This is a genomic window from Mariniflexile sp. AS56, from assembly GCF_030552475.1.
In the GTDB taxonomy this organism is placed as follows: domain Bacteria; phylum Bacteroidota; class Bacteroidia; order Flavobacteriales; family Flavobacteriaceae; genus Mariniflexile.
Genome location: NZ_JAUPED010000005.1, coordinates 65783 through 81066, shown reverse-complemented (window position 1 = coordinate 81066; position 15284 = coordinate 65783). Strand labels below are relative to the sequence as shown.

Annotated in this window: 16 protein-coding genes and 1 tRNA gene; 14 read left to right on the top strand and 3 right to left on the bottom strand. The window is 34.1% G+C overall.

The window, feature by feature from the left end; genetic code table 11:
• Nucleotides 1-5 precede the first annotated feature (5 nt).
• The 5 genes from Q5N74_RS07675 (at nucleotide 6) to Q5N74_RS07655 (ending at nucleotide 5955) form a co-directional block, all read left to right on the top strand.
• Nucleotides 6-1037: an aminotransferase class I/II-fold pyridoxal phosphate-dependent enzyme gene (locus tag Q5N74_RS07675; RefSeq protein WP_304388178.1), complete on the top strand. Its 1032-nt coding sequence runs from the start codon at nucleotides 6-8 to the stop codon at nucleotides 1035-1037.
• A 189-nt stretch (nucleotides 1038-1226) separates the two neighbouring features.
• Nucleotides 1227-1649, top strand: coding sequence for an OsmC family protein (locus Q5N74_RS07670; protein ID WP_304388177.1), 423 nt, complete (start codon nucleotides 1227-1229; stop codon nucleotides 1647-1649).
• A gap of 48 nt (nucleotides 1650-1697) precedes the next feature.
• Nucleotides 1698-3386, top strand: a complete 1689-nt coding sequence (gene recJ / locus Q5N74_RS07665) for a single-stranded-DNA-specific exonuclease RecJ (protein ID WP_304388176.1) — start codon at nucleotides 1698-1700, stop codon at nucleotides 3384-3386.
• A 163-nt stretch (nucleotides 3387-3549) separates the two neighbouring features.
• Nucleotides 3550-4686 carry a Fic family protein gene (locus Q5N74_RS07660; protein ID WP_304388175.1) on the top strand — a complete coding sequence of 379 codons (1137 nt, stop codon included), beginning with the start codon at nucleotides 3550-3552 and terminating at the stop codon, nucleotides 4684-4686.
• Nucleotides 4687-4689: 3 nt separating this feature from the next.
• The gene (locus Q5N74_RS07655) at nucleotides 4690-5955 is read left to right on the top strand and encodes an MFS transporter (protein ID WP_304388174.1); all 1266 of its coding nucleotides are present in this window, start codon (nucleotides 4690-4692) and stop codon (nucleotides 5953-5955) included.
• 6 nt (nucleotides 5956-5961) lie between these two features.
• Here the strand turns inward: Q5N74_RS07655 and Q5N74_RS07650 are convergent, their stop codons facing one another.
• Both Q5N74_RS07650 and Q5N74_RS07645 read right to left on the bottom strand, forming a co-directional pair.
• Nucleotides 5962-6717, bottom strand: a complete 756-nt coding sequence (locus tag Q5N74_RS07650; RefSeq protein ID WP_304388173.1) for a UDP-2,3-diacylglucosamine diphosphatase — start codon at nucleotides 6715-6717, stop codon at nucleotides 5962-5964.
• 219 nt (nucleotides 6718-6936) lie between these two features.
• A complete protein-coding gene (locus Q5N74_RS07645) occupies nucleotides 6937-7389 on the bottom strand; it encodes a 6-carboxytetrahydropterin synthase (RefSeq protein WP_304388172.1) in 453 nt (150 codons plus the stop codon).
• Nucleotides 7390-7500: 111 nt separating this feature from the next.
• Between Q5N74_RS07645 and Q5N74_RS07640 the strand changes: the two genes are divergently transcribed.
• The 9 genes from Q5N74_RS07640 to Q5N74_RS07600 all read left to right on the top strand — a co-directional run bounded on the left by Q5N74_RS07640 (nucleotide 7501) and on the right by Q5N74_RS07600 (nucleotide 14125).
• A complete protein-coding gene (locus tag Q5N74_RS07640) occupies nucleotides 7501-8142 on the top strand; it encodes a 2OG-Fe(II) oxygenase (protein ID WP_304388171.1) in 642 nt (213 codons plus the stop codon).
• A gap of 285 nt (nucleotides 8143-8427) precedes the next feature.
• The gene (locus Q5N74_RS07635; protein ID WP_304388170.1) at nucleotides 8428-9222 is read left to right on the top strand and encodes a universal stress protein; all 795 of its coding nucleotides are present in this window, start codon (nucleotides 8428-8430) and stop codon (nucleotides 9220-9222) included.
• A gap of 6 nt (nucleotides 9223-9228) precedes the next feature.
• Nucleotides 9229-9302 (top strand) — tRNA-Ala (locus Q5N74_RS07630).
• A 537-nt stretch (nucleotides 9303-9839) separates the two neighbouring features.
• Nucleotides 9840-10070 carry a helix-turn-helix domain-containing protein gene (locus Q5N74_RS07625; RefSeq protein ID WP_304388169.1) on the top strand — a complete coding sequence of 77 codons (231 nt, stop codon included), beginning with the start codon at nucleotides 9840-9842 and terminating at the stop codon, nucleotides 10068-10070.
• 80 nt (nucleotides 10071-10150) lie between these two features.
• Entirely contained in the window at nucleotides 10151-11359 is a 1209-nt protein-coding gene (locus tag Q5N74_RS07620) for a primase-helicase family protein (RefSeq protein WP_304388168.1), read from the top strand.
• 205 nt (nucleotides 11360-11564) lie between these two features.
• Nucleotides 11565-12413 (top strand): toprim domain-containing protein, encoded by an 849-nt coding sequence (locus tag Q5N74_RS07615; RefSeq protein WP_304388167.1) that lies wholly within the window; start codon nucleotides 11565-11567, stop codon nucleotides 12411-12413.
• 22 nt (nucleotides 12414-12435) lie between these two features.
• The gene (gene mbpA / locus Q5N74_RS07610) at nucleotides 12436-12918 is read left to right on the top strand and encodes a mobilization protein MbpA (protein ID WP_304388166.1); all 483 of its coding nucleotides are present in this window, start codon (nucleotides 12436-12438) and stop codon (nucleotides 12916-12918) included.
• On the top strand, nucleotides 12919-13782 hold the full coding sequence (locus Q5N74_RS07605) for a relaxase/mobilization nuclease domain-containing protein (protein WP_304388165.1): 864 nt from the start codon (nucleotides 12919-12921) through the stop codon (nucleotides 13780-13782).
• 16 nt (nucleotides 13783-13798) lie between these two features.
• Nucleotides 13799-14125 carry a DUF6730 family protein gene (locus Q5N74_RS07600; protein ID WP_304388164.1) on the top strand — a complete coding sequence of 109 codons (327 nt, stop codon included), beginning with the start codon at nucleotides 13799-13801 and terminating at the stop codon, nucleotides 14123-14125.
• Nucleotides 14126-14221: 96 nt separating this feature from the next.
• Here Q5N74_RS07600 and Q5N74_RS07595 read toward each other — a convergent pair whose 3' ends face one another.
• The gene (locus Q5N74_RS07595) at nucleotides 14222-15250 is read right to left on the bottom strand and encodes a LacI family DNA-binding transcriptional regulator (protein ID WP_304388163.1); all 1029 of its coding nucleotides are present in this window, start codon (nucleotides 15248-15250) and stop codon (nucleotides 14222-14224) included.
• Nucleotides 15251-15284: the final 34 nt, after the last annotated feature.

Genomic DNA, 15284 nt, shown 5'->3' with positions numbered 1-15284 from the left:
AGTGTATGGTAATTGATGGATTTCCAGATAGAGAGATTATTGTAAATGGGCAACCCTTTTTGTATTTCGGAGGTACTTCATATTTAGGTTTATCTACAAACGAAGCGTTTCAAAATAATCTTATCTCTGGTATAAAAAAATGGGGAACTTCTTATGGAAGTTCTCGAAATGCTAACGTAAAATTGTCTGTTTATGAGAAGGCAGAACATTTGTTTTCAGAAGTAATAGGGGCAGAAGCTGTTGTGACCTGTTCTTCGGGTGCGCTCGCTGGTAAATTAGTTGTTGAGCATTTGTCTAAGCACGAAATCACCTTTTACCATTACCCTAAAACACATCCAGCGATTTTACATAAAAGCAGTGTGCCTCTATTTGTAAATGGAAAACTGCACCCCAATTTGCTTAACAATACAAACGAAGCTGTTGTAATAACGGTTGATGCGCTGTTGGGTTTAGAAGTAGAACCTACAGCATTCCATTTTTTAAACGAGATTTCATCACAAAAAAAAGTTACTTTGGTATTAGATGAATCGCATAGTCTGGGTATTGTTGGTGAACATCTCAAGGGTGTTTTTAGTACCATATCGCATGAAAAATTATTTCGAAAAATCATGGTGTCGTCGTTGGGGAAAGCGCTGGGTATTTCGGGAGGCATTATTGCTGCCGATACAGGTTTTATTGAAGCCTTAAAACAGGAGCCAGATTTTGTTTCGTCGTCAAGTATCAATCCGGCGTATTTAGATGCTTTTTTGGTGTCACAAGATATTATTAAAGCACAACGGAAAAAGCTTCAAAACAATTTAGATTTTTTGTTTGAAGGATTGATTTTGAATTCGGACTTTAAGTTCCATAAAGAATATCCCGTTATTTATTGTGAGGATGAACGTCTTTGTGATTTTTTATATGAACAAGGAATCGTAATGACACATTTTAAGTATCCCACCTATAAAACAGCAATGAGTCGTATCGTTATTACGGCAAATCACACTCAAAATGATTTACTTAAACTTAAACAATCGTTAATAGCTTTTAACGGCTAAAAGATAGGTGTTTAGGTTGTTTGTAATTTGACTTTAAATAAAATAAAAAGCTTTTAATGCAAGATTTTCAACACTTTAGCTTTTTAGTTGTGTATTATATATTAGTGAGCAACTAATACGGTTGAATGCTTTTGTTGTAAAATTAATACGTATTTTTGCCGTTTGTAAGTAATAAAATCGATTATAAAAATGACAAATAGTATTACAACAACCTGGTTGGGGAACATGAAGTTCGAGAGTACAAACCCATCTGGGCATAATTTGTTTATTGATGCAGGGCCAGAAAATGATGGTAATGGTGATGGGTACCGCCCAAAAGCCTTGATGTTATCTGCGCTAGCAGGTTGCTCTGGTTTAGATGTGGCGTCTCTTATTAAAAAAATGAAGTTGGATGTTTCCGATTTTAAAATAGATATCGACGCAAACCTTACCGAAGAGCATCCTAAATTTTATGATAAAGTAGCGATGCATTTTCATTTTTACGGTGATAATTTAAGTGAAAAGAAACTTCAAAAGGCAGTCGATTTATCGGTTGAAAAATATTGTGGTGTTATGGAAATGTTTCGCCAATTCGCAGAACTTACTATAGAAACTCATTTCCATAGTAAATAAAGTTAAAAAGACTTCTCTCAACTTTTAATCTAAAACTTTAAACTAACAATGCGTTGGACACTAAAACCCAAACCCGATTCTAATAAAGTTGAAGTGTTGCAAAATGCACTTCAGGTAGATCCTATTGTGGCAACCTTGTTGTTGCAGCGTGGTATTGAGACTTATGAGGATGCTAAAACGTTTTTTAGACCAAGTTTAGACGATTTGCATGATCCGTATTTAATGAAAGATATGGATAAAGCAGTGGCTAGAATTGAAAAAGCCATGGCTAATGATGAGAATATTTTGGTCTATGGCGATTATGATGTAGATGGTACTACCGCAGTAGCACTCATGTCATCCTATTTAAAATCGAAGTATAATTTAGTATATACCTACATTCCTAATAGGTATGATGAGGGGTATGGTATTTCATATAAGGGTATCAATTTTGCTTTAGAGAACGATTTTTCACTTATAATTGCTTTAGATTGTGGTATTAAATCGGTTGATAAAGTGGCATATGCCAAAGACCTTGGTATTGATTTTATTATCTGCGACCATCACAGACCTGCTGATACTATTCCTGAAGCCGCTGCTGTTTTAGATCCAAAAAGAGAAGATTGTAATTACCCGTATAAAGAATTGTGTGGTTGTGGAGTTGGTTTTAAGCTCATCCAAGCTTTGGCTTTAAAAGATGGAAAAACTGCCGAAGATTTAACCGAGTATTTAGATTTAGTAGCTACGGCTATTGGAGCAGATATTGTGCCTATTGATGGTGAAAACCGCGTGCTAGCCTATTTTGGATTGTTAGTTATAAATAGTAGTCCAAGACCAGGTATTAAAGCTATTCTTGATCAAGTTGAAAAAACAGAATTAACCATTACCGATGTGGTTTTTGTAGTGGCGCCTCGTATAAACGCGGCGGGACGTATGGAACATGGTAATTTTGCCGTGCGATTACTAACAGAAGAGGATAGTGATTTAGCTGCTAAATATGCTTCTGAGATTAACGATTACAATCTCGAAAGGCGAGAAACAGATAAGTATATCACAGAAGAAGCACTAAAACAAATCGAAGCGCATAAAGAACAGGATCGTATGACAACGGTTGTGTATCACCCAGAATGGCATAAAGGCGTTATTGGTATTGTGGCTTCTCGATTAACCGAAACTTATTACAGGCCTACTTTGGTCTTTACTAAAAGCAACGATAAATTAGCTGCTTCGGCACGTTCGGTAAAAGGTTTTGATGTATATAATGCTTTAGAAGCATGCAGTGAACATATAGAGCAATTTGGTGGCCATAAATACGCTGCAGGTTTAACGCTTTTAGAAGAAAATTACGAGGCGTTTAAACAAGCTTTTGAAGATGAGGTTTCTAAAACCATTGATAGGAACCTTTTAACACCGGAAATTAAAATTGACTCTAAAATAAATTTAGAGGATATCACTCCTAAGTTTTATCGTATTTTAAATCAGTTTGCACCTTTTGGACCTAATAATATGACACCGGTTTTTATGTCGGAAAATTTGGTTGATACAGGCTACGGAAAATGTGTTGGTGAAGATAAAACGCATTTGAGAGTCACTGTAACTCAGCCACCATCTAAAAGTTTGGTCGCTATTGGTTTTAGTATGGGTGATAAATTCGATTTAATTTCAAATAAGAAACCATTTGAAGCTGTTTATACTATTGATGAAAATGAATGGCAAGGCAATGTTTCTTTACAATTGAAACTTCGGGATTTAAAATAATACTATTTCAATAGAAACTTAAAATTAAATACTTCTCTATTTTAGAATTTAACAAAAAACTAAAATTAAGTGCGTTCTTATTTTAGAATTTAACAAAAAACTAAAACTAAGTATATGCTTATTTTAGATTTTTTTTACTTTTGTAAAAATAAATTTTGTCTTTATGAATTGTTTTGAGTCTGGAAAAAGTATAAATCAAGGTTATTATAAAAGTTTTCAACCTAATCTAATAAATAAAGATTGGCAAATATCTGATATGCAAATATTTGCCTTATTAAGTAAGGCTGATAGGCATTTGGGAAGGTTGGACATGTATTCAGAATATGTGAACTTAGATTTATATGTAAGTATGCATATTGCTAAAGAAGCAACGCAATCATCTAAAATAGAAGGGACTCAAACTAATATGGAAGATGCTTTTTTGAGTAAAGAAGACGTTGCCTTTGAGAAAAGAGATGATTGGGAAGAAGTACAGAACTATATTGCAGCAATGAATGAAGCTGTGAAAATGTTGCACACGCTTCCTTTTTCATCTAGACTTATTAAGCAAACACACAAAATATTATTGCAAGGAGTTAGGGGTGAACATAAACTGCCTGGGGCATATAGAACAAGCCAAAATTGGATTGGAGGCGCTTCAATTAATGATGCTGTTTTCATTCCTCCAAATCACAATTCTATAAATGATTTAATGTCTGATATTGAAAAGTTTGCGAATGACGAACTAAATCAGTTACCTGATTTACTTAAAATAGCTATTATTCATTATCAATTTGAAACCATTCACCCTTTTTTAGATGGTAACGGAAGAGTTGGAAGGTTATTAATTACTTTATATTTAGTAGGGAAAGGAATTTTAAAACAACCTATTTTATATTTATCAGATTTTTTTGAGAAAAATAGAACGTTATATTATGATAATTTAATGAGGGTTAGAACACATAATGATTTAGGTCAATGGCTCAAATTTTTCTTAACAGGCATTATTGAAACGGCTCAAAAAGGCGTTAAAACATTTGACGGTATTTTACAACTTCAAAAAAATATAGATGAAAAAATAAAAATACTAAAGGGAAGAAGCACGGACGCTAAATTACTCATTGAATATTTATATACGAAACCTGTAATTAACGCAGCAACGGTTGCAGAAGTTATAGACAAATCAGCAGCTTCAGCTTATAAACTTTTGAGAGATTTCGAGACTTTGAAAATTTTAGATGAAGTAACTGGATCAGAACGAGGGAGACTTTATGTGTTTAGTGAGTATATAGAATTATTTAGTAAAGACGATAGAAGTTAAAGTATGGCAAAAACAGACCCCTACGCAGCACTGCGCATTAAGGAATTCAATATTTTTTTATTAGTACGCTTTGTGCTTGTTTTTGGCTGGTCTATGCAATTTATTGTCATAGAATGGGAGGTCTATAGTATAACCAAAGATCCGCTTTCATTGGGTGTTATTGGGCTCATGGAAATTATCCCAGCATTTACCATGGCATTATTTGCTGGCCATATTGTAGACCAAAAGGAAAAACGGAACTTGTTAGCGCTTTGTATTGCCGCTTTTTCCATTATTAGTTTGGGCTTGTTTTTATTAACATGGCCTAAAATTGTGGGCGATTGGTCTACCCAATCCATTTTATATAGTATTTATGCTTTGGTGTTTTTTGGAGGTTTTTTACGATCTTTTTTTGGACCTACCATATTCTCATTGGTCGCTTTAATAGTGCCTAAAAAAGTCTACCCCAATGCCGCAACTTGGAATAGTTCGACCTGGCAAATGGCATCGGTTTTAGGACCTGCTTTTGGCGGTTTTTTTATTGGTTGGATTGGTGTGCATTGGTCGCTTTGCATTATTTTTGGTTTAATTATAGCGTCCTTTTTTATTTTATTGAAAATTAAAAGAAAGCCGATTTTAAACCCGAAAATTGGGGAGCCTGTTATAGAAAGTTTGAAGGAAGGCGTGCGTTTTGTGTTTAAAACGAAAGCCGTTTTGGGCGCTATGACTTTAGATATGGTTGCGGTTCTTTTTGGTGGAGCCATTGCGCTTTTACCACTCTTTGCACAAGATATTTTGAAAGTAGGCAGTGAAGGTTTTGGTGTGTTGCGAGCAGCACCTGCAGTTGGCGCTTTTATAACCATGTTAATAACGGCTTATATTCCTATTAGTAAAAATGCGGGTATGAAATTGTTGGCAGCTATTTTTGGTTTTGGGGTTTGTATTATTGTATTCGGCCTATCTTCTATATTTTGGGTTTCTGTACTCGCCTTGTTTTTTAGTGGTGTGACCGATGGGGTTTCTATGGTGGTACGTCAAACCATTTTGCAATTAAAAACACCAGACCACATGCGCGGGCGTGTATCTTCTGTGAATTCGATGTTTGTGGGCTCTTCTAATGAGCTAGGAGCTTTTGAGAGTGGTGTTACTGCTAAATTTATGGGTGCTGTAACTGCGGTGGTGTTTGGTGGTACTATGACGTTAATTACCGTTGTTACCACAGGTATTGTGTCGCCTTCGTTTAGAAAATTAGATTTAACGAAGGATTTAGAGGAGCATAATAAAGATTAAATATTTTTATTTGTAAACTTTCAATTCCAGATTTTCGCCATCAAAAACACCATAAGTATAATACCCAATCCAATCGCCCAAATTGATGTATTTTGAGTTTTCGTTTAGATTAATTTGCATGGGTAAATGCCTGTGACCAAATATAAAATAATCGCGGTGTTTATCTTTTAATTTCTCCTTGGAATACTGCACCAACCATTCCTTGTCTTCACCAAGAAATGTAGCATCATCGTCACCAGAAATCAATTTGTTTTTTACCGATAAATATTGTGCTATGTTAACACCAATATCGGGGTGTACCCATCTAAAAACCCATTTAAAAAAGGGGTTTGTAAATACCTTTTTCATGCGTTTATAGCCTTTATCGTGTGGGCCTAAGCCATCTCCATGACCAATAAAAAAGGTTTTGTTGTTAAAGGTGAATTCTTTGGGTTTGTGGTAAACGGGAATGTTTAGTTCTTCTTGAAAATAACCATTCATCCATAAATCGTGGTTGCCAACAAAAAAATGAACAGGTATTCCAGAATCGGTTATTTCAGCTAGTTTGCCTAGTGTTCTGGTAAAGCCTTTAGGAACTACGGTTTTATATTCAAACCAAAAGTCGAATAAATCGCCTACTAAAAAAATAGCGGCAGCATCGTGTTTAATGCTGTCTAACCAAGCAACAAATTTTTGTTCGCGGGGGCGAGAAGCTTCGGCTGTTGGTGCGCCAAGGTGATTATCGGAGGCGAAATATATTTTTTTTCCTTCTGGAATATTCATGCGGTAAATATAAATAAATTACCCACTAATGCACGAATAATTGTTTTATTACTAAACATGGTTGGTAAGCGCGTTAGGGATAGAAATGAAAATCCTTTTTAAATTAAAAAACATCTGCCTTCTAGTTAAACACTAAATTGGCAGATTACTTTGTTCTTCGTGCTCGCAAAGCCGTTTAAAAAGATTGTAATGTATAGCCCGACCCGATAGGGGAACTCCCTAATTATTGTCGTACGCATACCACTCGGCAAACGAACTATCGGTTTCTTGAAGTTTTAGAGAGTGTAACTCGATGTTTTCGGGCAAACGACTCTTTATTTTTTTTGCAAAATCGATAACCATCATTTCACTGGTTGGTTGGTAATCTACAAGTAATACGTTGTGACCTCTGTCTTCAAGCTCTTTGGCAAGTTCTACGTGTGGCGTATTTTTATTGAAAACAGTGGCGTGATCGAATACGTTTACAATATCTTCTTTTACTATTTTTTTTAGGTCGCCAAAGTCTATAACCATACCGAATTTCACGTTTTTACTATCGGAAATAGGTTTTCCAATAACAGTTACAGAGAGTTTATAGCTGTGACCGTGTACGTTTTTACACTTACCATCGTAGCCATAAAGGGCGTGACCGGTTTCGAAAGAGAATTGTTTTGTAATGCGAATGAAGCTCATTAGAGATAAATTTAAAGTACAAAGATAGGGGTTTTGTAAAAGCAATTTGTTTTTAGATTACATTTGCGCGCTTTTGTTCGTGCTGAACACAAAGTTTTTTGTTAAATACTTATGAATCATCTTTTTGAAGCTATTGATTTTGTTGAGAATGACCTTTATGAACAGATAATTTCTGACATAGGCAAGCAACAATTTAGTATTATAGAGAACTTTTTCTCGACGGAAGAGGTTAACATTTTAAGACAATCGCTTTTAGAAAAGTATGAAGAGGATGCTTTTAAGAAGGCTGCCATTGGTAATAGGGTGAATGAAACGATTGTAAAATCTATTCGTGGCGATGTTATTTTGTGGATGGATGAACGGATTGCTGATGCTAGTGAAATGTTATTCTTTAATAGAATAAATGATTTGGTGGAGTACTTAAACAGTACCTGTTTTATGGGAATTCTGCATAAAGAGTTTCACTATGCTATTTACCCTCAAAACACGTATTATAAAAGGCATATTGATACATTTCAAAATGATGATAGACGGAAATTATCCTTTGTTTGTTATTTAAATGAAGATGGCTGGTTGCCAGAAAACGGTGGTGAGCTGGTATTGTATTTAAATGAAAATGGTGAGGAAGTAGAAAAGGTGATCTATCCCTTCCCAGGACGTGTTGTTATTTTTGAAAGCCAAATTATTGAACACGAAGTGAAACCCGTAAATACCGAACGTTTAAGTATAACGGGTTGGTTAAAAACACGTTAGTTAGCGTCTTTTTCTTCGATTTACGAAATATACAATGACCAAAATAAGGGCTAAAACTAGAAATAAACCATTGCCACTTACAAAACTTAAAATATCCATAGTTGTTGAGTTTAAAGCGCAAATGTAAAAATATTTACGATATAAATTCACAAGAAGAATGAGTCTGTTTTTATTGGTTATTAATGTGAATTAATTTTAAAATGTCAGTTTAATTTCGTCTATATTTGCGCAACGTTTTATGCAATTCATTTAATTGGTTACTTTTGTATTAAAATTATTTACAACATGAAAAATATTTTAGTACCTGTTGGAGCTTCGGAAAATGCATTAAGTAATTTACAATATGCAGTAGATTTTGCTCAAGCTTTTGGAGCCAAACTTTTTGTAGTTCAAGTATATAATGTGTATACGAAGGCAGGGACGATGATAAAGATTGATCATATTTTAGAAGAAGACACGCTTAATTATTTAAACGACTTGGTTTCTAAAGTAGATACAAAAAATATTGAGGTTGTTGTTAGAGCGCTTAAAGGCAAGTTTATTGACACCATTGAGATGGCGTGTAAAGCTGCCGATATTGATTTGATTTTAATTGAACCAAGAATTTATTCAGAAGATGACGAGTTGTTTTTAGGTAAAACATCTGGTAAAATTGTAAAGCAAACCCTTATCCCAACTTTAGTAATTCCAGAAGGTTATGTTTTTAAACCTATTGAAACTATTTTGATGGCTGTAAAATCGGCTGTTATTCAAAAGGAAGGAGTTTTAAGTCCGCTTAAAGCTGTGAAAGATAATTTTAAAGCGGTTGTAAGTTTGCTTTTAGTGAAAACACCTTATTATAATGAAGGTGATTTTGAGATGAATGATGAGTTATCTGGTTTAATTACAGATACCATTCAATCTGAAAACCCAACGACATATCATGGGGTTTTAGAGCATTATAAATTGCACAATCCAGATATGCTTTGTGTAGTAAGACGTAAAAGAGGTTTTTTCATGAAGAAATGGGAGAAAAACCAAATTTATAAAAAAGATTTTAACAGTAGCTTACCTGTTTTAGTGTTAAGTGAATTAAAATAAATAGCCGGGGATGTAGCTCAGTTGGCTAGAGTGCTTGACTGGCAGTCAAGAGGTCGTGGGTTCGAATCCCATCTTCTCCACAGTGATAGCAAGGCTTTACAAGGTTTCACCTTTTAAAGCCTTTTTAATTTGCACGCAATTTGCACGCACTAGAAGCATTTAATTAAATTTGCATCCATTTGATGCCAATTGGTTTAATTTGTTTTCATTTAGTTTCATTTCATTTTAAATGTTTACTTTATAATAATTTTTTACGATGTAATGCTTTGTAATTAAATATGTTATAATTATCAAAATCTGCGTTTTCAAACCTCACCATTTATCAAAACCCGTGAATTCCATTGTTAATAACTCAATAAACGCCCTAAAAAGGTCATTTTCTGTCCATTAAATTTGATGCCGTTTGATGGCAAAAGACGTCAAGAAATATTATATGCAAAAACCTTAATTGAATTTGTTGATGTTTGTTGTATTTTGTTGTTTGTCAAATAGTTGTGAATAACTAATTAATTTTATTTTTTCTTTCAACAGCCACGTTTTATACCTTTATTACTATAATCCCGTAAGGGAAAGCAAAAGCGCTTTTGTTCATTTTATTAATCTATAAAACAATAAAAATGGACACTATTTTAATACTAGAACGATTAGATCGTTTAGAAAAACTACTTATAGGAAGCAAAGAGGTCTTGACCTTTGATGAAGCTAGTGACTATACTGGCATATCCAGAAGCTATCTTTATAAACTGACAGCTTCAGGAAGAATTCCACACTCTAAACCAAACGGTAAAATGCTCTTTTTTGAGAAGAAGAAACTTGAGGATTGGTTACTTCAAAATGAAAGGGAATAATACTTCATAGACTTTCAAAATTCAAAACAAATTAGTTTAACCCTATACCATGATTTAATTGTGGTATAAAAACAATTATTATGGAAAAGATACCCTATGTACGTGTCGGCACCTCTTATTATAAACTTGTAAAGGCACCAACCATAGCCGGACATTTTAACGAAATCTTGGTGCACTGGAATATGGAAACCATTAAACAGGACCATGGTAAAGACCATTTAAGTAAAATTCCGAAATACGATGGCTTTACCTGTATTCCAAGCCATATAAATTTTAACCAGGAATATTTAGGGTTTTATAACATCTATTCCCCTTTGGGCAAAGTGCCCAAAGAGGGAGACATCTCTTTGTCCTTAAAATTTGTAAAACACATCTTTGGTAAACACTGTGAATTGGGCTTGGATTATCTACAGCTATTATATCTAAAACCCATTCAGGTACTTCCTATCCTTTGCCTCGTCTCCAAGGAACGCTCCACGGGAAAAAGTACCTTCTTAAAATGGCTCAAGGAAATCTTTGAAAACAACCTGACCTATTTGACCAATGACAGTTTTAGCAGCCAGTTCAATGCCGATTGGGCAAACAAACTTTTAATCTGTATTGACGAAGTTCTGTTCAATAAGGAAGAACTCACCGAACGCATCAAATATTTGAGCACTACTAATATAAATAAGCTGGAAGCCAAAGGCAAGGATAAACGCGAAGTGGAATTTTTCGGAAAGTTTATCCTGTGCAGTAACAATGAAGACAATTTTATAAAGATTGATGCCAATGAAACCAGATTTTGGGTAATTAAAATCCCAACCGTTGATAAAGAGCAAACCAACTTCCTTGAAAACCTAATCAAGGAAATTCCAGCTTTTATGCATTTTTTATCAAACAGAAAACTAAGTTCTAGACATTTAACCCGGATGTGGTTTACAGCACACCAAATTAAAACCCAAGCATTGGCAAAACTGGTTCAGAATAATCGTAATCGGGTTGAAAAGGAGCTGGCGAGTATTCTTATGAGTGTGCTTGAAAAATTCGATATAGAGACTGTAGATCTCTGTCCAATGGATGCCTTGTTAGCACTCAACAAAACCCGAGTGAAAACAGATTTGACACAATTGCGAAAATTACTGAAAACAGATTGGAAATTAAACAATCAGGAGAACTCGAACAAATATCAAAAATTTGTGATTTGGACCGATGGCGATATGACTTTGGTTGATGCAAAGGGCAGATATTTTACCGTAGAAAAGGATTTCTTGACCAAAAATTTTGATGAAACGATGACGGAATCGTAAAACCCCAATGTTTATAAGGGCTAAGGCTGTCATCAAACTGTCATCATTTTATCATCAAAAAAAATAATGATGATAGAAAGAGGTTGAAAAAAACATAAATGATGATGTGATGACAAATCGATGACGGATTAAACCCAGTGATATAAGGGCTTTAGAGGGTATTGTCATCAAATCATCAAAAAAACAGCTAAAAAACCATTGGCTTATGAAAAGAAAAATAAATTGTGAAACAGCCCGTAATTTTTCAGTGGTAAATGCACTGGAAAAATTAGGGCACTTTCCCAAAAAGACAACGGAAAAAGAAGCTTGGTTTCTGAGTCCTTTCAGGTCAGAAGCCCAAGCCTCTTTTAAAGTCTCTAAAACCAACAATCGATGGTACGACCATGGCGAAGGAATAGGCGGAAACGTGATAGATTTAGTTTGTAAGATTTTAAAGTGTTCGATAAAGGAAGCCTTGGACTATTTAAACAATGACGTAACCAATTTTTCATTTCAGCAGCAAAAGGTTTTTAATGATAATGAAACCCAGATTGATATTACCAAAATTCAAGAGTTAACACATCCTGCCTTAATTCAATATCTAAGCTCCAGGGGAATTTCAATAGCCATTGCCAAGATCTATTGTAAAGAAGTTTGGTACAGGTATAAAAATATTCCATTTTTTGCTATCGGATTACAGAATCACAAAAATGGCTGGGAGTTGCGAAACAAGTTTTATAAAAATAGTAGCAGTCCAAAATCCTATACATACATCCAAAACAATCCAAAACAACTCATTATTTTGGAAGGCATGTTCGATTTGTTATCACTTGCCACCATAGATGAAGATATGATGAACATTTCAGATATTATTATTTTAAACTCCATCGCATTTATTAAACAGATAGAAAAACACATAAGTAAATACGAATTGGTGCATCTCTATTTGGATAATGACAGCGCTGGAAAAAACGCTATTCAATATTTAATCAATACATACAACCATGTCATTGATAAAAGTTCATTCTATAAAAACCATAAAGATTTAAACGACCTGTTGCGCTATGAAAAATGAGAACAAATTTGATTTTAAATCAATGGTTGAAAAGACCCAGTATGTAAAGATTCCTGCCGATATACTAAGTGATTCGGATAGTATAGAGTTGGATATAATACTGAACTCACCTGAAACTGAAATGGTCTTGGGGAGGAATGCGAGATGTGTGTCTGTGGACACATTCTCGTTTGCTCCCCATGGTCGCAAAGAAAAAAAAGAGTTGTTTAAGGGGAAGGGTGACCTCGTGAAGTTTCGATGTACCGTTTACGAAAAGAAACTTCTGAAAGTGAAATCAAAACGGAGTGGATTGAGTTTAAGCGAATACATTCGGCGAAGTTTATTTGACCAAGAAATTACGGAACGTTTTTCAGATGAACACATCCAGCTTTATAAAATGCTTATTAAGTACCACAATAATTTTAAGGCCATTGGAAACATGTATAGAAAACGGAATCCTAAACTAGTTGAAACGGTTTACAATCTTGCAGATGAAATTAAAACACATCTTAAAAAATTTCAATAAATGATTGGGAAAGGCAAAAGCATATCGCACACCAAAGCTTGTATGTGTTACGGATGGAATCAAGAAAAGGATGCAGAAATTGTATTTAAGGAATTTTTGCATGGTGATTCGCCAGATGAATTCACTAGGGAATTCAAAATACTCCAGGACCAGAATTACAACTGCTCAAAAAACACGCTATCTTTTATAATAAGTCCAACGATAGAAGATGGCAAAAGATTGGAACCAAAGGATCTAAGCGAAATCACAAAACGTTTTATCCATGAAATGAAACTGGGTGAACGACAAGCCATTGCCTTTGTACATAAGGACAAAGAACATAAGCACATCCATTTATATGTTAATCGTATTGATTTTAGAGGGGTCGCCTATAACGATAGCTTTATTGGGAAACGGAGTCAGCAAGCTGCTGAAAAGGTAGCGGAACGGATGGGATTGACCACGGTGAAACAGATCCAATTTGAAAAGGAGTTCAATCTAAAGGAAATCCGAACAGAAATTAAGCGCCGTCACGATCTAACAATGAAACAGTTCCAGCCCAAATCCTTTGATGATTATGTAAAAGCCATGCAGGTAAATGGCGTTAAGGTCATTCCAACCATTAATAATCAAAACAAGCTACAGGGCTTTCGGTTTAAATTTGATGGTCATAACTTAAAAGGTAGCGAAGTACATCGCAATATGTCTCTTGGTAATATTGGAAAAAAGATATCAGGTATCCATGGGGCAAGAATATTAAAGGAAAACAATGTAAGTATCAAACTAACTGGTAAGGTGGTTGATTTGACACCGAGCTTAGCCCTGAAGATTACAAAGTTCATTATTAAAAAAGCCATTAATAAAGGAATAGATATAGGATATTAAATTAAACAGGACAATCATGACAAAACTTGAAGAACTATCAGCTTTATTGGTCAATGAAATCAATGATTTTAAGAATGGCGTTGAAAAATTAGAAAAAATCACGGTGCAAATAAAAGAGGCCAAAATTAAATTGGATGTTACGGAATACAAATCTATTATTGAAAAATATGAACAGCGAATGGAATCTCATTTATTGACTATCCAAAATTTTGAAAACCGATTTGAGAAACAATTGAAACAAGTTAAAATATATACTACTTGGGCGGTATTAGTTTTTTTTGGAATAATAGCAGTATGTATAGTATTTTCCTTTTTTTTATTAAAAACTACTTCCTTAACTTAGTATTCTAATTAGTTGAGATGTTGATTAACAAGTTATTGGTTTCAGGGTGGTTTCTACTTCAAATTTTAATAACATTATATAAGTATAATAATGAGTTTATTTTTTTGTGGATTCCCTCTTTACTAATGCAGTTTCTAATACAATTTCTTTATAAACAACGGGTTTGTTTTTTTTAATTCGTTTCATTTCTTTATAAAGTTGTTTAAAAGCTACTTTTCCCATTTCAAATCCTGGTTGGTTAATCGTTGTTAAGGTTGGCGAAATCACCGAAGACATAAACCAATTACTAAACCCGACAATAGAGATGTCTTCAGGGACTTTTACACCTTGTTTATTAAATTCAGTCAAAGCCCCAATGGCAACTAAATCGGTATTTATAAAAATACCATCCACATCGTTGTGGTCTTTTAATAATTGTTGTGCGTTTTTTTTGCCTTCTTCAAAACTCATATCGTCGCATTGGCAGATATAAACTAAAGAAGGGTCGTAAGGCATATTATTATCTAACAAGGCCTTTTTGTAACCAAGAAATCTGTCAATAGAGTTTTGCGGTAAAAGAGCACCTCTAAAATGGGCTATGCGTTTACAGCCTGTATCTATTAAATGTTTTGTTGCCATATAGGCGGCTTTTCTGTCATCTATTATAACTTTCGAGCATTTTACAATTTTAGCAATTTTATCGAACATAACCAATGGCTTGTCTTGTGCAAGAACGTCGTTTAAATGATTGAAATTGGCAGTACCATTGGCAAGTGATATTAATATGCCGTCAACACGCTGACTCATTAATAAATCTATTTGCTTTTTTTCTAATTCATAAGATTCATTAGATTGAAGAATAATAACCAAATACCCTTTTTTTTCCGCTTGTGAAATGATACCCCTAATTACATTTGAAAAGAAATGATGCACAATTACCGGAATTATTAAACCAATGGTTTTAGATTCTTTGGTTCTTAAGTTAACCGCAAAAGCATTGGGTTTGTAGTTTAATGTTTTTGCTAATTCTTTAACTAAAGCTTTTGTTTTAGGGCTAACATCTGAGTAATCTTTCAATGCTTTTGAAACAGTTGTGACAGAGATATTTAAATGCTCTGCTATTTGTTTTAGGGTAACTGGTTTCATTATAGATTTTATATTTTTTTTGAGTTAAATATAA